At 60.3% G+C, this 20712-nt stretch carries 19 protein-coding genes and 1 pseudogene; 8 read left to right on the forward strand and 12 right to left on the reverse strand.

What is annotated here, in order from left to right; all coding sequences use genetic code 11:
- The first annotated feature begins 1 nt into the window (after position 1).
- On the forward strand, positions 2-1054 hold the full coding sequence (gene hisC / locus AB4O45_RS17705; protein WP_353188421.1) for a histidinol-phosphate transaminase: 1053 nt from the start codon (positions 2-4) through the stop codon (positions 1052-1054).
- 193 nt (positions 1055-1247) lie between these two features.
- Here hisC and AB4O45_RS17710 read toward each other — a convergent pair whose 3' ends face one another.
- The 3 genes from AB4O45_RS17710 to algW form a co-directional block, all read right to left on the reverse strand.
- Entirely contained in the window at positions 1248-1967 is a 720-nt protein-coding gene (locus AB4O45_RS17710; protein WP_460160375.1) for a DUF4198 domain-containing protein, read from the reverse strand.
- 12 nt (positions 1968-1979) lie between these two features.
- On the reverse strand, positions 1980-4085 hold the full coding sequence (locus AB4O45_RS17715; RefSeq protein ID WP_460160376.1) for a TonB-dependent siderophore receptor: 2106 nt from the start codon (positions 4083-4085) through the stop codon (positions 1980-1982).
- 88 nt (positions 4086-4173) lie between these two features.
- Positions 4174-5331 (reverse strand): Do family serine endopeptidase AlgW, encoded by a 1158-nt coding sequence (gene algW / locus AB4O45_RS17720; RefSeq protein ID WP_016770590.1) that lies wholly within the window; start codon positions 5329-5331, stop codon positions 4174-4176.
- Between the two features lie 104 nt (positions 5332-5435).
- Here algW and AB4O45_RS17725 point away from each other — a divergent pair, with 104 nt between their 5' ends.
- From AB4O45_RS17725 to cysN, 3 genes are all read left to right on the forward strand, one after another.
- Positions 5436-6194: a Nif3-like dinuclear metal center hexameric protein gene (locus AB4O45_RS17725; RefSeq protein ID WP_130901481.1), complete on the forward strand. Its 759-nt coding sequence runs from the start codon at positions 5436-5438 to the stop codon at positions 6192-6194.
- Positions 6195-6443: 249 nt separating this feature from the next.
- Positions 6444-7361 carry a sulfate adenylyltransferase subunit CysD gene (gene cysD, locus AB4O45_RS17730; protein WP_056782962.1) on the forward strand — a complete coding sequence of 306 codons (918 nt, stop codon included), beginning with the start codon at positions 6444-6446 and terminating at the stop codon, positions 7359-7361.
- 9 nt (positions 7362-7370) lie between these two features.
- Entirely contained in the window at positions 7371-9269 is a 1899-nt protein-coding gene (gene cysN / locus AB4O45_RS17735; protein WP_073473760.1) for a sulfate adenylyltransferase subunit CysN, read from the forward strand.
- Between the two features lie 216 nt (positions 9270-9485).
- Here the strand turns inward: cysN and AB4O45_RS17740 are convergent, their stop codons facing one another.
- The 3 genes from AB4O45_RS17740 to AB4O45_RS17750 are packed head-to-tail and all read right to left on the reverse strand — an operon-like array spanning position 9486 to position 12869.
- Positions 9486-10391, reverse strand: a complete 906-nt coding sequence (locus AB4O45_RS17740; RefSeq protein ID WP_460160377.1) for an acyltransferase — start codon at positions 10389-10391, stop codon at positions 9486-9488.
- Positions 10392-12491 carry a phosphate acetyltransferase gene (pta, locus tag AB4O45_RS17745; RefSeq protein ID WP_024011632.1) on the reverse strand — a complete coding sequence of 700 codons (2100 nt, stop codon included), beginning with the start codon at positions 12489-12491 and terminating at the stop codon, positions 10392-10394.
- A gap of 51 nt (positions 12492-12542) precedes the next feature.
- Complete coding sequence (locus AB4O45_RS17750) at positions 12543-12869, reverse strand: DUF3565 domain-containing protein (RefSeq protein WP_082530248.1); 327 nt, start codon at positions 12867-12869, stop codon at positions 12543-12545.
- Here AB4O45_RS17750 and AB4O45_RS17755 point away from each other — a divergent pair.
- The 3 genes and pseudogenes from AB4O45_RS17755 to AB4O45_RS17765 all read left to right on the forward strand — a co-directional run bounded on the left by AB4O45_RS17755 (position 12838) and on the right by AB4O45_RS17765 (position 15244).
- Entirely contained in the window at positions 12838-13323 is a 486-nt protein-coding gene (locus AB4O45_RS17755) for an FKBP-type peptidyl-prolyl cis-trans isomerase (protein WP_056782966.1), read from the forward strand. The genes AB4O45_RS17750 and AB4O45_RS17755 overlap by 32 nt on opposite strands.
- A gap of 123 nt (positions 13324-13446) precedes the next feature.
- Positions 13447-13929, forward strand: a complete 483-nt coding sequence (locus AB4O45_RS17760) for a glutathione peroxidase (RefSeq protein WP_150742794.1) — start codon at positions 13447-13449, stop codon at positions 13927-13929.
- A 212-nt stretch (positions 13930-14141) separates the two neighbouring features.
- Positions 14142-15244 (forward strand): annotated as a pseudogene (locus AB4O45_RS17765) (NADH:flavin oxidoreductase).
- 127 nt (positions 15245-15371) lie between these two features.
- Here the strand turns inward: AB4O45_RS17765 and AB4O45_RS17770 are convergent.
- Both AB4O45_RS17770 and cysZ read right to left on the reverse strand, forming a co-directional pair.
- Entirely contained in the window at positions 15372-16571 is a 1200-nt protein-coding gene (locus tag AB4O45_RS17770) for a glycosyltransferase family 4 protein (RefSeq protein WP_460160378.1), read from the reverse strand.
- A 40-nt stretch (positions 16572-16611) separates the two neighbouring features.
- The gene (cysZ, locus tag AB4O45_RS17775; RefSeq protein ID WP_038861129.1) at positions 16612-17364 is read right to left on the reverse strand and encodes a sulfate transporter CysZ; all 753 of its coding nucleotides are present in this window, start codon (positions 17362-17364) and stop codon (positions 16612-16614) included.
- 312 nt (positions 17365-17676) lie between these two features.
- Between cysZ and trxB the strand changes: the two genes are divergently transcribed.
- Positions 17677-18639 carry a thioredoxin-disulfide reductase gene (gene trxB / locus AB4O45_RS17780; protein WP_460160379.1) on the forward strand — a complete coding sequence of 321 codons (963 nt, stop codon included), beginning with the start codon at positions 17677-17679 and terminating at the stop codon, positions 18637-18639.
- A 191-nt stretch (positions 18640-18830) separates the two neighbouring features.
- Here trxB and AB4O45_RS17785 read toward each other — a convergent pair whose 3' ends face one another.
- The 4 genes from AB4O45_RS17785 to folM all read right to left on the reverse strand — a co-directional run bounded on the left by AB4O45_RS17785 (position 18831) and on the right by folM (position 20709).
- Entirely contained in the window at positions 18831-19169 is a 339-nt protein-coding gene (locus AB4O45_RS17785) for a HopJ type III effector protein (RefSeq protein WP_150636124.1), read from the reverse strand.
- On the reverse strand, positions 19162-19458 hold the full coding sequence (locus AB4O45_RS17790) for a DUF1244 domain-containing protein (RefSeq protein WP_056782977.1): 297 nt from the start codon (positions 19456-19458) through the stop codon (positions 19162-19164). The genes AB4O45_RS17785 and AB4O45_RS17790 overlap by 8 nt, the downstream gene beginning before the upstream one ends.
- A 96-nt stretch (positions 19459-19554) precedes the next feature.
- Positions 19555-19926, reverse strand: coding sequence for a dihydroneopterin triphosphate 2'-epimerase (gene folX / locus AB4O45_RS17795; RefSeq protein ID WP_016771653.1), 372 nt, complete (start codon positions 19924-19926; stop codon positions 19555-19557).
- A gap of 72 nt (positions 19927-19998) precedes the next feature.
- The gene (folM, locus tag AB4O45_RS17800; RefSeq protein WP_460160380.1) at positions 19999-20709 is read right to left on the reverse strand and encodes a dihydromonapterin reductase; all 711 of its coding nucleotides are present in this window, start codon (positions 20707-20709) and stop codon (positions 19999-20001) included.
- Between the last annotated feature and the right edge of the window lie 3 nt (positions 20710-20712).

Consider the following 20712-nt stretch of genomic DNA (forward strand, 5'->3'; position numbering starts at 1 on the left):
GATGAGTAAATTCTGGAGCCCGTTCGTCAAGGATCTGGTGCCCTACGTGCCGGGCGAACAGCCGAAGCTGACCAAACTGGTCAAGCTCAATACCAACGAAAATCCGTATGGCCCGTCGCCAAAAGCGCTGGCGGCGATGCAAGCCGAACTCAACGACAACTTGCGCCTGTACCCGGACCCGAACAGTGATCTGCTGAAAAACGCCGTGGCCGAATATTACGGCGTGCAAACCAGTCAGGTGTTCCTTGGCAACGGTTCGGACGAAGTGCTCGCGCACATCTTCCACGGTCTGCTGCAACACGATCAGCCGCTGCTGTTCCCGGACATCAGCTACAGCTTCTATCCGGTCTACTGCGGTCTGTACGGCATTGAATTCGATGCGGTGCCGCTGGATGCGCAATTCCAGATCAACCCGGCCGACTACGCCAAACCGAATGGCGGGATCATTTTCCCCAACCCGAACGCCCCGACCGGATGCCTGCTGGCGCTGGACGCCGTCGAGAAAATCCTCAAGGCCAGTCCTGATTCGGTCGTGGTCGTCGACGAGGCGTACATCGACTTCGGCGGCGAGACGGCGATCAGTCTGGTGGACCGCTATCCGAACCTGCTGGTGACGCAGACGCTGTCCAAGTCACGCTCGCTGGCCGGCCTGCGTGTCGGTCTGGCGGTAGGGCATCCGGACCTGATCGAAGCGCTGGAGCGGATCAAGAACAGCTTCAACTCCTATCCACTGGATCGTCTGGCGATTGTCGGCGCGGCGGCGGCGTTTGCCGATCGCGAGTATTTCGACAAGACCTGTCGTCAGGTGATAGAGAGCCGCGAATGGGTGGTGGCGCAGTTGCAGGCTAAAGGCTTTGAAGTGCTGCCGTCGGCGGCCAACTTCATCTTCGCTCGCCACCCGCAGCATGATGCGGCGGGCCTGGCGGCCAAGCTGCGCGAGCAGGGCGTGATCGTGCGGCACTTCAAGCAGGAACGGATTGCGCAGTTCTTGCGGATATCGGTGGGTACGCCGGAGCAGAATCAGGCGTTGATCGAGGGCCTTGGCGACCTCTAAAAGCAAAAGCCCCTCACCCTAGCCCTCTCCCAGAGGGAGAGGGGACTGAATGGGGAATATTGCAGAGGTTCACCGACTTGAACGATTTGTATTGAATCCATAATCAACTCGGTCTTTCAGGTCGATGTATCCCGCAAGACAACTCGGTCGGCCCCCTCTCCCGCCGGGAGAGGGCTGGGGTGAGGGTGTGCTTTTATTCGTGATGCGGCTCGCCAACGAATGTCAGCGAACTGAACAACCCACGACTGTCCACATCCACACTGTCCTTCACCGGCACTTCAACCTGCGCCGCAATCACATTCAACCCTTCATTACGCACCAGCACCTGCGCACGCCCATCCTTGTCGGTCTCGGTGCTCAGGGTGTTGGGCGCGCTGCGATAGTCGCCAATCAACTTCACCCCTGCCGCCGGTTTGCCATCGAGCAGCACCCGCACCGGTAACGATTTGCCCGGCCCGACCGTCAGTGGATCGACCTCCGGCAGGATCAGCAGTTTGATCTGGTCCAGTTTCGGCAACCTCGCCCCCGGCTGATAGATCGCCAGGCTGTACTTGAAGGTCTGCGTGGCCTCGGTGGCGCCGGGCACTTTGCTGCGTCCTTCGTTGATCCACTTCTTGTCCGCCGTCTGCGACCACATGCCATTGTTCAGCGCCACGGCCATCAGCGCCGGCGGCTTCAATGGTTTCAAACGGGCATGATCGGCCAGGCGCTCGACGCTGACCGGGATCATTTTGCCGCTTGCGTCATAAGCCCAGGCACCGCTGACTTTTTGTGCCTTGAAGGCGTTGTCTTCGGCGCCGTGACCGTAGACCACCTCGATGTTGCCGCGTAGTTCCTCTGTCCACAGGCCGTGGGCCGACACTTGCCCGGTGAAGAGCGCAGCGATGAGCAGAAGGGATTTGCCGTAGTGCATGGTGACGTCCTTTTACAGGTTGAGTGTCAGGCTGACGGTGAAATTGCGTGGCTCGCCGGGGTTGACCCAGTAGTTGCTGTAGGAGCGCTCGTAATATTTCTCGTCGAAGACGTTGTTCAGGTTGAGGCCGACCGTTACGTTGTCGCTGGCCTTGTAGTGCGCGAGCAAGTCGACGGTCTGGTAGGCCGGCAATTCGAAGTCGCTGCCGGATTCGCCCGAGCGATCGCCGACGTAGGTGAACGCTGCGCCGACGTCTGAACCGCGCAGACGGCCATCCTGAAATTCATAAACACCCAGCAGACTGCCGCTGCGTTTGGCCACGCCGAGGATGCGGCTGCCTGTGGCAATGGTCGCGTCGCCCTTGGTCACCTCGGCGTCGATGTAGGCGAAGGCGCCGATGACCCGCACCGCGTCGGTCACCTGGCCGCTCACTTGCCAATCGAAGCCCTGACTGCGCGCCTTGCCCATGGCGCGGCTGGTGTCGGTGCCCGGATCGAGGGCGAGAACGTTTTCCTTGTCGATGTGGAAGAAGGCGAGGGTGCTGCTCACCCGCTCATCGAACAGCTCGTTCTTGATTCCCACTTCATAACCGACGCCTTCTTCCGGGTCGAAGGATTTGCCGGAAGCATCCAGGCCGTTGTTCGGTTTGAACGAGGTCGAGGCGTTGGCGAACAGGCCGGTGTTCGGCGTGAGCTGATAGAGCAGGCCGGCGCGTTGAGTCAGCGCGTCGTGGCGTTGCTGACTTTTGGCGTTGCGGCTGTGATCGTCGATGCGCTGATCGAAGTGCTCGAAGCGCGCGCCGAGCATGCCGCGCAGCTTGTCGGTGAAGATGATCTGGTCCTGCAGATTCAGCGCATGACTTTCGACGTGTTCGAAGAAGTCGGTGCCCGAGCGTGCGCCGTTGGGTTTCGGCTGGCCGTAGACCGGCTTATAGATGTCGATGGCGTAGGGGCCGCCAGCAATGGTGGTGACGCGTTCGTCCTTGCGGTAATTCTCGTACTCGGTGCCGATCAGCAATTCATGCTGCCACGGCCCGAGGTCGAACAGACCGCGCAGTTCCAGTTGGGTGATGCTGTCGTGCCAACTCGTGTCGCGTTCGCGCAAGCGGCGGTTGACCGTATGGCCGTCGGCGTTCAGCGCGCGTTGTTCCGAGGCGTCGCCCCAGAGCTTGCCTTCCTTGTAGTGGCTGGCCAGACGCAGTTTCCAGCTGTCGTTCAGATGGTGTTCAAGAGTGGCCTGGAGCAGGTTGTTGTGGTTGTCGATGTTGCCGTCGTTGGGCTCGCCCAAGAACGTCGAGCGCGAAACGCCGCTCCATTTGTTGTTCGGCGCCACAACGCCACGATCGAACGTCGAGTTGTGACGGACGATTTCGCTCTCCACCAGCAGCGAGGTGTCCGGGCTCAACTGCAAACTGATCGAGGGCGCAACGAAGACCCGCTGGCTGTCGACGTGGTCGCGAAAGCTGTTGTTGTCTTCTACGGCGAGGTTGATGCGCGAGAGCACATCGCCCTGATCATCGAGGGGCGTGTTGACGTCCAGCGCGGTGCGGTAGCGGTCCCAACTGCCGGCGCTGGTTTGCACAGTGGTGAACGCTTCTGGCTGCGGTTTCTTGGTGACGATGTTTACCGTGCCGCCAGGATCGCCCCGACCGTAAAGGCTGGCGGCCGGGCCTTTGAGCACTTCGATGCGCTCGATATTGGCCGCATCCGGCGTGCTCGGGTAACCGCGATTGGCGCTGAAACCGTCCTTGTAGAACTCGGACGTGGTGAAGCCGCGCACGCTGTATTCGTACAGGGTCAGGCCGCCGAAGTTGTTCTGCTTCGATACGCCGCCGGCAAAATCCAGTGCGCGTTCAACGCTGGTGCTGCCCAGATCCGAGAGCACACTGGCCGGAACCACGCTGATGGCTTGTGGGATATCGCGAATCGCCGTGTCGGTTTTGGTCGCACTGGCCGAGCGGGTCGCGCGATAACCGCTGACCGGGCCGGTGGGTGATTCGTAGTCGGAGGTGACGCTGATGGCTTCCAGCTCAACGGGCTGCGGCTCATCGGCGAAGGCGGGATCGCAGAGCAAACCCAGAGTCAGGCCCAACAGTGAGGCCTTTTTGCGAGACGACATGTTATGTTGTTCCAATTGCGAGAATTGAAACAATATAACATGCCCGTTGAGAATGTCTGTTATTCGCGCCGTTGGCGCGAAAACATTTTTACTCTTCTTTTTCTTTCACCGGTGCCGGTGGTGGACGCAGGCCGATTTCAGCCGTCAGCTTCAGCTCCTTGCCGTTGCGCATGACCTGAATTGTCACCTTGTCGGTCGGTTTGATCCGCGCCACCTGGTTCATCGAGCGGCGACCATCGCCGGCGGGCTCGCCATCGATGCTCAGAATCACATCGCCCAGTTGCAGGCCGGCTTTCTGCGCCGGGCCGTCACGGAAGATTCCGGCGACGACGATCCCAGGGCGCCCGGACAAGCCAAACGACTCCGCCAGTTCCTGAGTCAGCGGTTGCACTTCGATGCCCAGCCAGCCACGAATCACCTGGCCGTGCTCGATGATCGACTTCATCACTTCCATCGCCAGTTTCACCGGAATGGCAAATCCGATGCCTTGCGAGCCGCCGGACTTGGAAAAGATCGCCGTGTTGATTCCGGTGAGGTTGCCGTTGGCATCGACCAGCGCACCGCCGGAGTTGCCCGGGTTGATCGCCGCATCGGTCTGGATGAAGTCTTCGTAGTTGTTCAGGCCCAACTGATTGCGGCCGGTGGCGCTGATGATGCCCATGGTCACGGTCTGACCGACGCCGAACGGGTTGCCGATAGCGAGCGCGACGTCACCGATGCGAATGCTGTCGGAGCGGCCGACGGTGATTGCCGGGAGGTTTTTCAGGTCGATCTTCAGGACAGCCAGGTCAGTCTCAGGATCGCTGCCAATCACCCGTGCGAGTGTTTCGCGACCGTCCTTCAATGCCACGACAATCTGGTCGGCGCCGCTGGTGACGTGGTTGTTGGTGAGGATGTAGCCTTCCGGGCTCATGATTACCCCGGAACCGAGGCTCGATTCCATGCGCTTCTGTTTCGGCGAGTTGTCACCGAAGAAACGGCGGAACTGCGGATCCTCGAACAAGGGATGCGCCGGTTTGTTGATGACCTTGGTGGTGTACAGGTTGACCACCGACGGCGCGGCGATGCCCACCGCATCCGCATAGGACACCGGCCCCTGTTGCACGATCGTGGTCTGTGGCGCCTGTTGCAGATTGACATCGAGGCTCGGCAGCCCGACCCACTCGGGGTAACGCTGAATAATCAACAGAGCGATAAGCACACCGGCCAACAGCGGCCAGCCAAAAAAACGCAGCGCCTTGAGCATTAAGCACGTTCCTGGAAAGGTTGCAGGCGAGGTCAGACCGCCCATAATGTCGCGCATTATACGAGGCCGCGCGCGCCTCTGAACGGGATATTTAGGAGTCTTTCATGGCCGTTGCCCTCAGCACCCTCGTCGAAGAAGCCGACCGTTACCTGGGCAGTGCGAAAATTGCCGATTATTGCCCCAACGGTTTGCAGGTCGAAGGCCGCCCGCAAGTGATGCGCATCGTCAGTGGCGTCACCGCCAGCCAGGCGTTACTCGATGCCGCCGTCGAGGCCGAGGCCGACCTGATCCTGGTCCATCACGGGTATTTCTGGAAAGGCGAAAACCCCTGCGTCACCGGCATGAAACAGCGCCGCTTGAAAACCTTGCTCAAGCACGACATCAGTCTGCTCGCTTATCACCTGCCGCTGGATCTGCACCCGGACGTTGGCAACAACGTGCAACTGGCGCGTCAGCTCGACATCACTGTTGAAGGGCCGTTGGACCCGAGCAACCCGAAAGTCGTCGGGCTGGTCGGTTCGCTGAATGAGCCGATGACCGCACGGGATTTCGCGCGCAAGGTTCAGGAAGTCATGGGCCGCGAGCCGCTGCTGATAGAAGGCAGCGGCATGATCCGCCGCGTCGGTTGGTGCACCGGCGGTGGCCAGGGTTATATCGATCAGGGCGTGGCGGCGGGGGTCGATCTGTTCATCAGTGGCGAGGCCTCCGAGCAGACTTTCCACAGTGCGCGGGAAAACGACATCAGCTTCATCGCCGCCGGCCATCACGCCACCGAACGCTATGGCGTGCAGGCGCTGGGCGAGTATCTGGCGAAGCGCTTTGCCCTTGAGCACATCTTCATCGACATCCCGAACCCGATCTGAGCTCACCGCAAACTCCTGTGGGAGCGAGCCTGCTCGCGAAGGCGTCAGACCTTCAATACAAAGGTGCCTGACACTCCGCCTTCGCGAGCAGGCTCGCTCCCACGTTCGGCCCTGACGGCCGAACTGGTGGGCATATTCATATACCCTTTCGATCTAGTTGGCGTCCTGATTAGAAGAGGTCGCTGTGCTAGGATTCCTCGCTCGAACACGGCCCGCTGGCCGTTCATAAGAAAGCTTTCGTGAGTAGCCATGGTCGACAAACTGACGCATCTGAAACAGCTGGAGGCGGAAAGCATCCACATCATCCGCGAGGTGGCCGCCGAGTTCGATAACCCGGTGATGCTGTACTCCATCGGTAAAGACTCCGCCGTGATGCTGCACCTGGCACGCAAGGCGTTCTTCCCGGGCAAACTGCCGTTTCCGGTGATGCACGTCGACACCCGCTGGAAATTCCAGGAAATGTACAAGTTCCGCGACAAGATGGTCGAAGACTTGGGCCTGGACCTGATTACCCACATCAACCCCGATGGCGTAGCGCAGAACATCAACCCGTTCACCCACGGCAGCGCCAAGCACACCGACATCATGAAAACCGAAGGCCTGAAACAGGCACTCGACAAGCATGGTTTCGACGCAGCGTTCGGCGGCGCCCGTCGCGATGAAGAGAAATCCCGCGCCAAAGAGCGCGTGTACTCGTTCCGTGACAGCAAGCACCGCTGGGACCCGAAAAACCAGCGTCCGGAGCTGTGGAACGTCTACAACGGCAAGGTCAACAAGGGCGAATCCATTCGTGTGTTCCCGTTGTCGAACTGGACCGAGCTGGACATCTGGCAGTACATCTATCTCGAAGGCATTCCGATTGTGCCCCTGTACTTCGCCGCCGAACGCGAAGTGATCGAGAAGAACGGCACGCTGATCATGATCGACGACGAGCGCATCCTCGAGCACCTGTCCGAAGAAGACAAAGCGCGCATCGTGAAAAAGAAAGTGCGGTTCCGCACCCTTGGCTGCTACCCGTTGACGGGCGCGGTGGAGTCCGAGGCCGAAAGCCTGACGGACATCATTCAGGAAATGCTCCTGACGCGAACTTCCGAGCGCCAGGGCCGGGTCATCGACCACGATGGCGCAGGCTCAATGGAAGACAAAAAACGTCAAGGCTATTTCTAAGGGGCTGTCATGTCGCATGTTTCTGATTTGATCAGCGAGGACATCCTCGCCTACCTGGGCCAGCACGAACGTAAAGAGCTGCTGCGCTTTTTGACCTGCGGTAACGTCGATGACGGCAAGAGCACCCTGATCGGGCGCCTGCTGCACGACTCGAAGATGATCTACGAAGATCACCTCGAAGCGATCACCCGCGATTCGAAGAAAGTCGGCACCACCGGTGACGACATCGACCTGGCGTTGCTGGTCGACGGCCTGCAGGCCGAGCGTGAGCAGGGCATCACCATTGATGTCGCTTACCGCTATTTCTCCACCGCCAAGCGCAAATTCATCATCGCCGACACCCCCGGCCATGAGCAGTACACCCGCAACATGGCCACCGGTGCGTCCACCTGTGACCTGGCGATCATTCTGGTCGACGCCCGTTACGGCGTGCAGACCCAGACTCGTCGTCACAGCTTCATTGCTTCGTTGCTGGGCATCAAACACATCGTCGTCGCCATCAACAAGATGGACTTGAAGGACTTCGACGAAGGCGTGTTCGAGTCGATCAAGGCCGACTACCTGAAGTTCGCCGAAGGCTTGAAGATGAAGCCGACCAGCATGCACTTCGTTCCGATGTCTGCCCTCAAGGGCGACAACGTGGTGAACAAGTCCGAGCGCTCGCCGTGGTACACCGGTCAGTCGCTGATGGAGATTCTGGAGACTGTGGAAGTCGCCGGCGATCGCAACTTCACCGATCTGCGTTTCCCGGTGCAGTACGTCAACCGTCCGAACCTGAACTTCCGTGGTTTCGCCGGCACCCTGGCCAGCGGCATTGTGCACAAGGGCGACGAAGTCGTGGTGCTGCCGTCGGGCAAGAGCAGCCGCGTGAAATCCATCGTCACCTTCGAAGGTGAACTGGAGCACGCAGGTCCAGGTCAGGCGGTAACCCTGACCATGGAAGACGAAATCGATATCTCCCGTGGCGACCTGTTGGTGCATGCCGACAACGTGCCGCCGGTCACCGACAGCTTCGAAGCGATGCTGGTGTGGATGGCTGAAGAGCCGATGCTGCCGGGCAAGAAATACGACATCAAACGCGCCACCAGTTACGTGCCGGGCTCCATCGCCAGCATCGTCAACAAGGTCGACGTGAACACATTGGAAGAAGGCCCGGCGAGCGCGTTGCAGCTCAACGAAATCGGTAAGGTGAAGATCGCGCTCGACGCGCCGATCGCCCTCGACGGTTACGAGAGCAACCGCACCACCGGCGCATTCATCGTCATCGATCGCCTGACCAACGGCACCGTTGGCGCCGGCATGATCGTCGCTCAGCCTGTAGCGCATGGCACTGCCACCCACCACGGCAAACTGGCCCACGTGGCGACTGAAGAACGCGCCCAGCGCTTCGGCCAGCAACCGGCCACCGTGCTGTTCAGCGGCCTGTCCGGCGCGGGTAAAAGCACCCTGGCGTATGCGGTCGAGCGCAAGCTGTTCGACATGGGCCGCGCGGTGTTTGTACTCGATGGCCAGAACCTGCGTCATGACTTGAACAAAGGTCTGCCACAGGATCGCGCCGGGCGTACCGAGAACTGGCGTCGAGCCGCCCACGTGGCGCGTCAGTTCAACGAAGCGGGGCTGCTGACCCTGGCCGCGTTCGTCGCGCCAAGTGCCGAAGGTCGCGAGCAGGCCAAGGAACTGATCGGCAAGGATCGCTTGCTGACGGTCTACGTGCAGGCCTCGCCGACCGTGTGCGCCGAGCGTGATCCGCAAGGGCTGTACGCTGCTGGCGGCGACAATATCCCGGGCGAATCCTTCCCGTACGACGTGCCGCTCAATGCCGATCTGGTGATCGACACGCAGTCGCTGAGTCTGGAAGAAAGCGTCAAGCAAGTGCTGGAGCTGTTGCGTCAGCGTGGCGCGATCTAAGGCAGAAGCAGCTACAAGCTTCTAGCTGCAAGCGGCAAGAAAAAGCCCGTCGATGAGTGATCATCGGCGGGCTTTTTTGTGCCGGGTGATCGTTCCCACGCGGAGCGTGGGAACGATCAACTGTGGGAGCGAGCCTGCTCGCGAATGCTTTATCTCATTCAACATCTTTGTATGCTGATCCACCGCTTTCGCGAGCAGGCTCGCTCCCACAGGGGTTTATTGGTGACCTGGATATTCGCGGTGCATCTGCTCCAGCAACGCATCCTTGTCCAGCCACAGCTGATTGATCCAGCCCTGAAACTGCAATCGATACTCGCCGTCCTGGTCGTAGTTCTTGCCGATGAAGGCCGGCGGGATTTTGATTTCTTCAAAATGCACCACCACATCGCGCACATTGCCGCAGAGCAAATCCCAGAACCCTGGACGCCCCGCTGGATAATGAATCGTCACGTTGACGATCGACTCCAGCTGTTCGCCCATCGCATCCAGCACAAAGGCGATCCCGCCGGCCTTGGGCTTGAGCAGGTACTTGAACGGTGACTGCTGCTGCGCATGCTTGCCTTCGGTGAAGCGTGTGCCTTCGACGAAGTTGAAAATCCCCACCGGGTTATGGCGGAATTTCGCGCAGGTCTTGCGCGTGGTTTCCAGGTCCTTGCCTTTCTTCTCCGGGTGTTTTTCCAGGTACGCCTTGGAGTAGCGCTTCATGAACGGAAAGCCCAGCGCCCACCAGGCCAGCCCGATTACCGGGACCCAGATCAGCTCCTGCTTGAGGAAAAACTTCAGCGGTTGAATCTTGCGGTTGAGCACGTATTGCAGCACCAGAATATCCACCCAGCTCTGGTGGTTGCTGGTGATCAGGTACGAGTGCTGATAGTCGAGGCCTTGCAGGCCGCTGACGTGCCAGCGGGTGCGCCGAACCAGATTCATCCAGGCTTTGTTATTGCTGATCCACGCCTCGTGAGTGTGGCTCATCAGCCAACCGGCAATGCGCTGGGTAAAGGCAAACGGCAGGGCCTTGACCAGCGCCACACAGAACAGGAACGAGCACAGCAGAATCGTGTTGAGCGCCAACAGCAGCGAGGCGATCACGCCGCGCACGGGGGCGGGTAGAAAATCCAGCATTTACACATCCATAGGTCGGTTGGCGGCTTGAATCGCGGTGAGCGCGATGGTGTAGACGATGTCATCGACTTGCGCGCCGCGCGGCAGGTCGTTCACCGGTTTACGCAGGCCTTGCAGCATCGGCCCGAGGCTGACGCAATCGGCGCTGCGCTGCACGGCTTTGTGCGTAGTGTTGCCGGTGTTCAGATCGGGGAACACGAACACCGTGGCGCGCCCGGCGACCTGACTGTTCGGCGCCAGTTGCCGCGCGACGTCGGCGTTGGCGGCGGCGTCGTACTGCAACGGGCCGTCGATCAGCAGCGAGTTTTGTTGCTCATGAGCCAGCAGGGTCGCCTCGCGGACTTTCTCGACTTCTTCACCGCGAGCCGATTCGCCGCTGGAGTAGCTGATCATCGCCACCCGTGGAGTGATACCGAATGCGGCTGCCGAGTCGGCGCTTTGCAGGGCGATCTCGGCCAGTTCCGCGGCGCTCGGGTGTGGATTCATCACGCAGTCGCCGTAGACCAGCACTTCTTCCGGAAAAAGCATGAAGAACACCGACGACACCAGCGTGCAGCCCGGTGCGGTCTTGATCAATTGCAGGGCGGGGCGGATGGTGTTGGCGGTGGTGTTGATCACACCCGAAACCAGGCCGTCGACCTCATCCAGCGCAAGCATCATGGTGCCGATCACCACGGTGTCTTCCAGTTGCTGCTCGGCCATTGGTGCGTTGAGGCTTTTGCTTTTGCGCAGAGCGACCATCGGCTCGACGTAACGCTCGCGGATGTGGTCCGGATCGAGAATTTCCAGACCCGGCGGCAGCACGATACCTTGCGCGCGGGCGACCGCTTCGACGTCTTCGGGCTTGGCCAACAGCACGCAGCGGGCGATCCCGCGTTCCTGACAGATCGCCGCCGCTTGCACGGTGAACGGCTCGCTGCCTTCGGGCAAGACGATGCGCTTGTTCGCCGCTTGCGCGCGCTGGATCAATTGATAGCGGAACACTGCCGGCGACAGGCGCATCTCCCGAGGCGTACCGCAGCGCTGATGCAGCCAGTTGGCGTCGAGGTGGCTGGCGACGAAATCGGTGATGATCTCCGCGCGCTCGCGGTCATCGATCGGGATTTCCTTGTTCAGGCCATTGAGCAGATTGGCGGTGTCGTACGAGCCGGTGCTCACCGACAACACCGGCAGACCGGCCTGCAACGCGCCCCGGCACAGGTCCATGATGCGCGGGTCGGGCAGGGTGTCGCTGGTCAGCAGCAGGCCGGCCAGCGGCACGCCGTTGATCGCTGCGAGGCTGACGGCGAGGATGATGTCGTCGCGATCGCCCGGCGTCACCACCAGCACGCCGGGTTTGAGCAGCTCGACGGTGTTGCGCATGGTTCGTGCGCAAATGATGATTTTGCTCATGCGCCGGGTTTCGTAGTCGCCCGCGTTGAGCACTTGCGCGCCCATCAGGTCGGCGACGTCGCGGGTGCGTGGCGCATTGAGTTCCGGCTGAAACGGGATGCAGCCAAGCAAGCGGAAATCACCGCTGCGCAGCAACGGCGAATGCTCCTTCAGACGCGTGGCGAAGGCGTCCATGCTCTCGTCGGTCTTGACCTTGTTGAGGATCACCCCGAGGACTTTCGGATCTTTCGGGCCACCGAACAATTGAGCCTGAAGCTCGACACGGCCAGAAAGCTCGGCGAGCACTTCGTTTTCCGGCGCCGAGACCAGAATCACCTCGGCATCCAGACTCTTGGCCAGGTGCAGATTGACCCGCGCGGCGTAACTGGCGCTGCGGGTCGGCACCATGCCTTCGACCACCAGCACGTCTTTGCCGACCGCCGCTTGCTGATACAGGGCGATGATTTCTTCGAGCAGTTCGTCGAGCTGACCGTCGCCGAGCATGCGTTCAACGTGCGCCAGGCCTAACGGCTGCGGCGGTTTCAGACCGTGGGTGCGCGCCACCAGTTCGGTGGATCGCTCAGGGCCGGTGTCGCCGGGGTGCGGCTGGGCGATCGGTTTGAAGAAGCCGACTTTCAGCCCGGCGCGTTCAAGCGTGCGCACCAGCCCGAGGCTGATGGAGGTCAGACCCACGCCAAAATCGGTGGGGGCGATAAAAAAAGTTTGCATGGGAATTCTCTATGCAAGGGTGTCAGCCTATGTCTGGCCGACTACCGAAATTCAGTCGCCAAGGTTATCGCTAACCGAGCCTTGTGCACACCAACCGCAGGCAAAGGGTTGACCTGTTTTTTCAATACGTTGCGCCGGATCCAGGACCCAGGCGCGGGTTTGCCACGGCGGCTGGTGGCGCAGGTGCTGGGTGTGGCCACAGGAAAGCTCGACCACCCAATGGCCATCTTCGTCCTGATGAAAGCCGGTGATGGTCGAAACCCGTTTGTCCGGGTTGTGGTCGCTTTCACGCGATTGCTTCGCTAAACTTGGCCTTTCTATATTCTTATGCAAAAGGTCTCGCCCCATGCTGATCGCCGCCAATAAGGCTGTCTCCATCGACTATACCCTGACCAACGACGCTGGTGAGGTCATCGACAGCTCCGCCGGCGGCGCTCCGCTGGTTTACCTGCAAGGTGCAGGCAACATCATCCCGGGCCTGGAAAAAGCCCTGGAAGGCAAAGCTGTCGGCGACGAGCTGGAAGTGGCCGTTGAGCCGGAAGATGCTTACGGCGAATACGCCGCCGAGCTGGTCAGCACCCTGAGCCGCAGCATGTTCGAAGGCGTTGACGAGCTGGAAGTCGGCATGCAGTTCCATGCTTCGGCGCCGGACGGCCAGATGCAGATCGTCACCATTCGTGACCTGGACGGCGACGACGTCACCGTTGATGGCAACCACCCTCTGGCCGGTCAGCGCCTGAACTTCAAGGTTAAGATCGTTGATATCCGTGACGCCAGCCAGGAAGAAATCGCTCATGGCCACGTCCATGGCGAAGGTGGCCATCACCACTGATTTTCTGCGCTAAGCTTCGAGTACTGGAGAGGCGCCTGTGGGCGCCTTTTTAGTCCGCGGCTGTCCTTGGTGGCCTCGCCAAGTGGCTGTTTCGAGTAGAACACGAGAATCCTGGAGTTCGGCATGAGTGCTTTTCACGACCTTAAGTTGACCGGCCTGGATGGTCAGGAGCTACCGCTGGCGCCGTTCAAGGGCCAAGTCGTGCTGGTGGTCAACGTGGCCTCCAAATGCGGCTTGACCCCCCAGTACGCGGCACTGGAAAACCTCTACCAGCAATACAAGGCCAAAGGCTTCACTGTGCTGGGCCTGCCGTGCAACCAGTTTGCCGGTCAGGAGCCAGGCTCGGAAAAGGAAATCCAGGAATTCTGCAGCCTCAACTATGGCGTGACGTTCCCGTTGGCGAGCAAACTCGAAGTCAACGGCCACGAACGGCATCAGTTGTATCGCCTGCTGGCGGGCGAGGGCGCCGAGTTTCCCGGCGACATCACCTGGAATTTCGAGAAGTTTCTGCTCGGCAAGGACGGCCGGGTGCTGGCGCGGTTCTCGCCGCGCACGGCGCCGGATGATCCGACGATCGTGCATGCGATTGAAAAAGCGCTGGGCTGAAAAGCAGCATCAAAAGATCGCAGCCTTCGGCAGCTCCTACAGGGAGAACACCAATCTCGTGTAGGAGCTGCCGAAGGCTGCGATCTTTTGCTTTTCAATCTTTTGATCCTTAATCACCAAAATCAATAATGCTGTTCAGAGCTCTCGACTCTCAATATTATCGGCGTCATATCGATTCATGCCTGTCGCCAATGTTTTCGTGGAGCCTCTCGATGCCCGTTAAAGCCCTGTTCAAACCGTTCCATCTCGGTGCCCTCGAACTGCCGACCCGCGTCGTCATGGCGCCAATGACCCGCTCGTTCTCCCCGGGCGGCGTGCCGAATTCCAAAGTCATCGAGTACTACCGTCGTCGTGCGGCCGCTGGGGTTGGCTTGATCATCACCGAAGGCACCACGGTCGGCCACATCGCGTCCAATGGCTATCCAAACGTGCCGCAGTTTTTCGGTGAAGCGCCGCTGGCCGGCTGGAAAAAGTTGTCGACGCCGTGCACGCCGAGGGCGGCAAGATCGTCCCGCAACTGTGGCATGTCGGCAGCGTACGCCGCCTCGGCACCGAGCCGGACGCCAGCGTGCCGGGCTACGGTCCGTCGGAAAAACTCAAGGACGGTCAGGTCGTGGTTCACGGCATGACCAAACAGGACATCCAGGACGTGATCGCCGCGTTTGCCCAGGCGGCCAAAGATGCGCAAAGCATCGGCATGGACGGTGTGGAAATCCATGGCGCTCACGGTTATCTGATCGACCAGTTCTTCTGGGAAGGCAGCAATCATCGCACCGACGAATACGGTGGCAGCCTGGCCAACCGTTCGCGTTTTGCCATCGAATTGATTCAAGCAGTACGCGCGGCTGTCGGTGAGGGTTTCCCGATCATCTTCCGCTTCTCGCAGTGGAAGCAGCAGGATTACACCGCGCGTCTGGTGCAAACACCCGAAGCGCTGAGCGAGTTTCTCAAGCCGCTGTCTGACGCTGGCGTGGACATTTTCCACTGCTCGACCCGACGCTTCTGGGAGCCGGAGTTCGACGGCTCGGATCTGAACCTCGCTGGCTGGACCCGCAAGTTGACCGGCAAACCGACCATCACCGTGGGCAGCGTCGGCCTGGACGGCGAGTTCCTGCAGTTCATGGTCAACACCGACAAGGTCGCGCAACCGGCCAGCCTGGAAAATCTGCTGGAGCGTCTGAACAAAGAAGAGTTCGACCTGGTAGCAGTGGGCCGCGCGCTGCTGGTCGATCCGGACTGGGCGCAGAAAGTCCGTGAAGGACGTGAGCAGGATATTCTGCCGTTCAGTCGTGAGGCGTTGATGACCCTGGTTTAAGCAGCGCCAGTTCGACCTTTTCGCGAGCAGGCTCGCTCCCACCCTCTACTGCATTTCATATGACGGAATGCGGTGTCCATGTGGGAGCGAGCCTGCTCGCGAACGCTGTTTCTATGTCGACGCAAATCTATGGTTGTGTCTGCGCCCCAGGCACCACCAACTCCCCCGCACAAGCCCCCCGCAAATACCCCTCGAATTGCTCGATAATCGCCGCCCAGCCCTGGCGACTGCCATGCTGCCGCGCATTCAGCCGCACACAACGCAACCGTTCATCTTCCTCCAGCAACCACGCCGCCGCTTCGCAAAACGCCTGCTCATCGCCGGGCATTGCCGAAACGCCGTTGTAGCCATGGCGAATATGCTGCGCCGCCGCTGCCTGGTCATAAGCAATAACGCCAAGTCCCGAAGCCAGGGCTTCCAGCACCACATTGCCGAAAGTTTCGGTGAGGCTGGGAAATACAAACAGATCCCCTGAGGCATAGTGCGCCGCCAGTACTTCACCCCGCTGCGCGCCGCAGAAGATCGCTTCCGGCAATTCTTTTTCCAGCGCCGAACGCTGCGGGCCGTCACCGACCACGATCAGCTTCAGATGGCGCTGTGGATAAGTCTCACACAGGGTTTCAAAGCAGCGTTTGAGCAGGCCCAGATTTTTCTCCGGGGCGAGCCTTCCTACGTGGATGACCGCGATATCCGTGTCAGAGAGCCCCCATTGCTCACGCAACGCGCTCTGACGTTTGCTCGGATGAAACAACTGGCTGTCCACACCCCGCGACAACAACGCCAGCCGCTCGAAATGCCGCCGCTCCAACTCCAGGCGCTGACTGGCGCTCGGCACCAAAGTCATTGCCGAACGATTGTGAAACCAGCGCAGGTAGTGGGTAAGCATCCGCGTCAGCAGATCGAGGCCGTACTGGCTGGTGTATTGCTGGAAGTTGGTGTGAAAGCCGCTCACCACCGCAATCCCCAGGCGCCGTGCGGCACGCAGTGCCGACAATCCCAGCGGGCCTTCCGTGGCGATGTACAGCACATCGGGGCGCTGGCGTTTCCAGCGCCGCAGCAGTTTATGCATCGACGACTGGCCCCATTGCAGCCCCGGATAGCCCGGCAGCGGCCATCCGCGACACAGCAACAGTGCATCGTCTTCGCTGCGTTGTGGATCACCGGCCTGGCGCGGGCGCACCAGCTCCACCTGATGCCCTCTTGCGCGCAAACCCTCGCACAAGCGGCCAAGGGTATTGGCCACGCCGTTGATTTCCGGTGGGAAGGTTTCGCTGATGAGGGTGATATGTAGAGCTGTCGTCATGACCTCAGTGTCGGCTGAGGCCATGTCGACGTTGTGACATTTGGATGATGGATTTGTGACGCGGTCAGTGCTGTATCACCAGATTTTCGGCACCACGTTCACGCACCCAGAACAATGTCGCCCCGGCTACCGCCGCCGGCATCATCAGGATGTTGACCACCGGAATCAGCAACACCAGATAGACGATCCCGCCAAAACTCATGCTCTGCCAGCGCTTCTGCCGCAGCCAGGCGAGCATCTCGTTCCAGCCCAGTTTGTGGTTGTCAGCCGGGTAGTCGATGTACTGGATGGCCATCATCCACACGCCGAACAGCAGCCATAACGGCGCGGCGACGATATTTACCACCGGGATAAACGAAAGAATAAACAGACCTATCGCACGCGGCAGGAAGTAGCCGAGCTTGCGCATTTCCCGGGAAAGGGTGCGCGGGATCATCGCGATCAGTTCGCCCCAACTGAACGCCGGGAAATCATCGGTACCGCGCACCACCACTTCGACTTTTTCCGCAAGGAAGCCGTTGAACGGTGCGGCAATGATGTTGGCGAGCATGGTGAAGGTGAAAAACACCATCAAGGCCACGAGGACCACGAACAGCGGCCAGAGGATATAGCTGAGGAAACTCAGCCATTCAGGCAACGAGGGCATCAGCGTGTCGACCCACAGGCTGAACTGGTGGCCGGCCAGATAGATCAATCCGACGAACAGCACTAGGTTGATAGCCAGCGGCAACAACACGAACAGGCGCAGGCCAGGGCTCAGGACCAGTTTGAGGCCTTCGCGCAGGTATTGCGGGCCTGACAGAACAGGGGCGGGCATAAGGTGCTCCGAAGCAAGGGAAAACGCGCCGACGTTACCGGCTTTGCCACAGCGGCGAAAGCGCGGCAGAGCAATCGACATTCACTGTAACAAAGAGGTCTATCTCGTCAGCGTCTCGGCATAGAGACCACCTATGAGCTGGATTGTTAAACCGTATTTCCTTAATCTTGCCCCCCTCGATACGCTGCACCCAACTTTTTACAGGACTGTCGAGTTCAAGCCTTCCCCAAGGTATCCACGGTCCTTTTTTATTCCGCCGGCCGTCCGGCGTCCGCGCCAGATTTTTCATGGCCGGCCAACAGGAGCAGATTCATGTCTGAAGTCCGTCATTCGCGAGTGATCATTCTCGGTTCCGGCCCCGCCGGTTACAGCGCTGCGGTCTACGCGGCACGCGCCAACCTCAAGCCACTGCTGATCACCGGCATGCAGGCCGGCGGTCAACTGACCACCACCACTGAAGTCGACAATTGGCCGGGCGATGTCCACGGCCTGACCGGTCCGGTGCTGATGGAGCGCATGCGCGAGCACGCCGAGCGTTTCGAGACCGAGATCGTTTTCGATCACATCAACGCAGTGGACTTCGCAGCCAAGCCTTACACCCTGACCGGCGACAGCGCCGTCTATACCTGCGATGCGCTGATCATCGCCACGGGTGCCAGCGCCCGTTACCTGGGCCTGCCGTCGGAAGAAGCGTTCATGGGCAAAGGCGTGTCGGCCTGCGCGACCTGCGACGGTTTCTTCTACCGCAACAAGCCGGTCGCCGTGGTTGGCGGTGGCAACACCGCTGTCGAAGAAGCGCTGTACCTGGCCAACATCGCCAGCACCGTGACTCTGATTCACCGTCGCGAAACCTTCCGCGCCGAGAAGATCCTGATCGACAAGCTCAACGCTCGTGTGGCTGAAGGCAAGATCATTCTCAAGTTGAACGCCAACCTGGACGAAGTCCTCGGCGACAACATGGGCGTGACCGGTGCGCGCCTGCGCAACAACGATGGCAGCTTCGACGAGATCAAAGTCGACGGCGTGTTCATCGCCATCGGCCACACTCCGAACACTTCGCTGTTCGAAGGCCAGTTGACGCTGAAAGACGGTTACCTGGTTGTGCAGGGCGGCCGTGAAGGCAATGCGACGGCCACTAGCGTCGAAGGCATCTTCGCTGCCGGTGACGTGGCTGACCACGTTTACCGTCAGGCCATCACCTCGGCCGGCGCCGGTTGCATGGCGGCACTGGACACCGAGCGCTACCTGGACGGCTTGCAGAGCGCCACGTTCTAAGACCCCAGGGCACAAAAAAAACCGGCCAGATTGGCCGGTTTTTTTGTGCCCGAGATTCGCAGTCGCCACGCATCCAGTGTGGGAGCGAGCCTGCTCGCGAAAGCGGTGTATCAGTCGACATCAACGTTGCATGTCAGTCCGTCTTCGCGAGCAGGCTCGCTCCCACAGGTGTTATGTGTGGCTGTTGGGGATCAGCGGCGGTTCAGGGGTTGGGCGCTGAATTTCACCCCGGCCAGGCCGTGCTTGATCAACGCGCGGATATTGCCGTGATCGCTGCCCTCGGGCGTCGCCAGCACCGAACGGTAATGCTCGCCGAACGCCAGCAGCGCTTCTTCATCGCTCAGACCTTCCAGCAGTGCCAGGCCCAGGGTCTTGCACGAGCCTTCGTTCTGCCCGGCAGCATTTTCCACGCCGCCGTTGTTGAATGCTTGCGGCTGGTAGTCGTAACCGGCGGCGATGAACGCCAGGGTGTCGGCGAAAACATGCTCGCCACTCTTGAAGCTGGCGCGCAGGGTGTTCAGATCAGTCATTGGGTTTTCCTTTGGCAAACGCTGCTTGCTGCTCGGCGCTGGCTTCTTGCTGGTATTGGGCTTTCCACTCGGCGTAGGGCATGCCGTACACCACTTCGCGGGCGTCATCGAGGCTGACCTCGATCTGACGTTGGTCGGCTTCGGCCTTGTACCATTTCGACAGGCAGTTGCGGCAGAACCCGGCGAGGTTCATCAGGTCGATGTTCTGCACGTCCTTGCGGCTGTCGAGGTGGGCGACCAGTCGGCGAAAGGCGGCGGCTTCGAGTTCCAGGCGTTGTTGATCAGTCATGGGGGGTCTCTTCGAGACAGCTTCAAGCGGCAAGCTTCAAGCTGCAAGATGGGTGTCTGTGAGCAAAGTTTACAGCTTGCGGCTTGAGGCTTGAAGCTAGCGGCTCGCTGCGAGCGTAATCGATACCGATTCGGCGAAGCGCAGCGCGTGGGGCTTGTCGACTTCGACTTCGGCGTACAGCACCGATGCATTGGTCATCACCAGGTCGAGCAATTCCTGAGTCAGGCGTTCGAGCAGCGCGAAGCGGTTGCCTTCGACGTGGGCGATGATCGCTTTGGTGATGGTGCGGTAATTCAGCGCGTGGTCGATGTCGTTGTCACGCACCGCTTCCTGCGCTGCGTACAGAATGGTCAGGTTGATCAGCACATCCTGCTTGTTGAGGATTTCGTCCTCGTTGATGCCGATAAAGGTGCGCAGGCGCAGATCCTTGACCCGGATGCGCGCCATTCCCGGTTGAAGTTGTGGCATTGATTTGCTCCGTCCAGTCTATTGCAGGCGTTCTGGTGGATCTTACTCGACTCGCGGCTGAAGCGGGACGGCCTATTTGACGTGCCGTCCGCCGTTGACGGTGAGGGTCGTGCCGGTGACATAGGGATTGTCGAGCAGATAGCGCAGGCTCTGGTAGATCACCTCGCAGCCGGGCTCGATACCCAACGCGGACTTGGCCAGCGCCTTGCTGCGGTAGGCGGCGTCATCGTCGGGGTTGAACAATAGCAGCGCCGGAGCGATGCCGTTGACCTTGATGGCGGGCGCAAAGCGCGCGGCAAACGACAGGGTCAGACTGTCGAGCCCGGCCTTGCTGGCGCAATAACCGATGTGCTTGCTGCTGCCCTTGCGGGTGACGTCGTCGCTGATGTGAATGATGTCGGCAGGTGTCGAGCGTTGCAGCAACCCGGCGCAGTGCAGGTTGATCAGGTAAGGCGCGAGCATGTGAATGTTGAACATGCGATTGAAGGCTTGTCCTTCGCTGCCTTGGGTTTCCGCCAGCCATTCGGAGGCGTTGTGCACGACGGCGCGCAAGCTGTCGGTGTGGGCTTTCAGCGCCTCGATGAAGGCAAGAATCCCGGCCTCGCTGGAAAAATCCGCGAACAGCGCTGTCGCGCCAAGATCGCGAAGGGCCTGTACGCCCGGTCGCTCGGTGCGGTAAGTGAAAATCAGCGGGTGGCCATCCTCGATCAAGCGCTGCGCGCAGTGCAAACCGACACGCTGGCCGGCGCCGGTGATGAGGATCGGGGCTGCGGAATCTGGCATGGG

It is taken from the genome of Pseudomonas sp. S2_B10 (genome assembly GCF_054668425.1).

Bases quoted from the DNA above. Each gene is read 5' to 3' on its own strand.
- hisC (WP_353188421.1), top strand. From the start codon at position 2: ATGAGTAAATTCTGGAGCCCGTTCGTCAAGGATCTGGTGCCCTACGTG.
- AB4O45_RS17710 (WP_460160375.1), bottom strand. From the start codon at position 1,967: ATGCACTACGGCAAATCCCTTCTGCTCATCGCTGCGCTCTTCACCGGG.
- AB4O45_RS17715 (WP_460160376.1), bottom strand. From the start codon at position 4,085: ATGTCGTCTCGCAAAAAGGCCTCACTGTTGGGCCTGACTCTGGGTTTG.
- algW (WP_016770590.1), bottom strand. From the start codon at position 5,331: ATGCTCAAGGCGCTGCGTTTTTTTGGCTGGCCGCTGTTGGCCGGTGTG.
- AB4O45_RS17725 (WP_130901481.1), top strand. From the start codon at position 5,436: ATGGCCGTTGCCCTCAGCACCCTCGTCGAAGAAGCCGACCGTTACCTG.
- cysD (WP_056782962.1), top strand. From the start codon at position 6,444: ATGGTCGACAAACTGACGCATCTGAAACAGCTGGAGGCGGAAAGCATC.
- cysN (WP_073473760.1), top strand. From the start codon at position 7,371: ATGTCGCATGTTTCTGATTTGATCAGCGAGGACATCCTCGCCTACCTG.
- AB4O45_RS17740 (WP_460160377.1), bottom strand. From the start codon at position 10,391: ATGCTGGATTTTCTACCCGCCCCCGTGCGCGGCGTGATCGCCTCGCTG.
- pta (WP_024011632.1), bottom strand. From the start codon at position 12,491: ATGCAAACTTTTTTTATCGCCCCCACCGATTTTGGCGTGGGTCTGACC.
- AB4O45_RS17755 (WP_056782966.1), top strand. From the start codon at position 12,838: ATGCTGATCGCCGCCAATAAGGCTGTCTCCATCGACTATACCCTGACC.
- AB4O45_RS17750 (WP_082530248.1), bottom strand. From the start codon at position 12,869: ATGGAGACAGCCTTATTGGCGGCGATCAGCATGGGGCGAGACCTTTTG.
- AB4O45_RS17760 (WP_150742794.1), top strand. From the start codon at position 13,447: ATGAGTGCTTTTCACGACCTTAAGTTGACCGGCCTGGATGGTCAGGAG.
- AB4O45_RS17770 (WP_460160378.1), bottom strand. From the start codon at position 16,571: ATGGCCTCAGCCGACACTGAGGTCATGACGACAGCTCTACATATCACC.
- cysZ (WP_038861129.1), bottom strand. From the start codon at position 17,364: ATGCCCGCCCCTGTTCTGTCAGGCCCGCAATACCTGCGCGAAGGCCTC.
- trxB (WP_460160379.1), top strand. From the start codon at position 17,677: ATGTCTGAAGTCCGTCATTCGCGAGTGATCATTCTCGGTTCCGGCCCC.
- AB4O45_RS17785 (WP_150636124.1), bottom strand. From the start codon at position 19,169: ATGACTGATCTGAACACCCTGCGCGCCAGCTTCAAGAGTGGCGAGCAT.
- AB4O45_RS17790 (WP_056782977.1), bottom strand. From the start codon at position 19,458: ATGACTGATCAACAACGCCTGGAACTCGAAGCCGCCGCCTTTCGCCGA.
- folX (WP_016771653.1), bottom strand. From the start codon at position 19,926: ATGCCACAACTTCAACCGGGAATGGCGCGCATCCGGGTCAAGGATCTG.
- folM (WP_460160380.1), bottom strand. From the start codon at position 20,709: ATGCCAGATTCCGCAGCCCCGATCCTCATCACCGGCGCCGGCCAGCGT.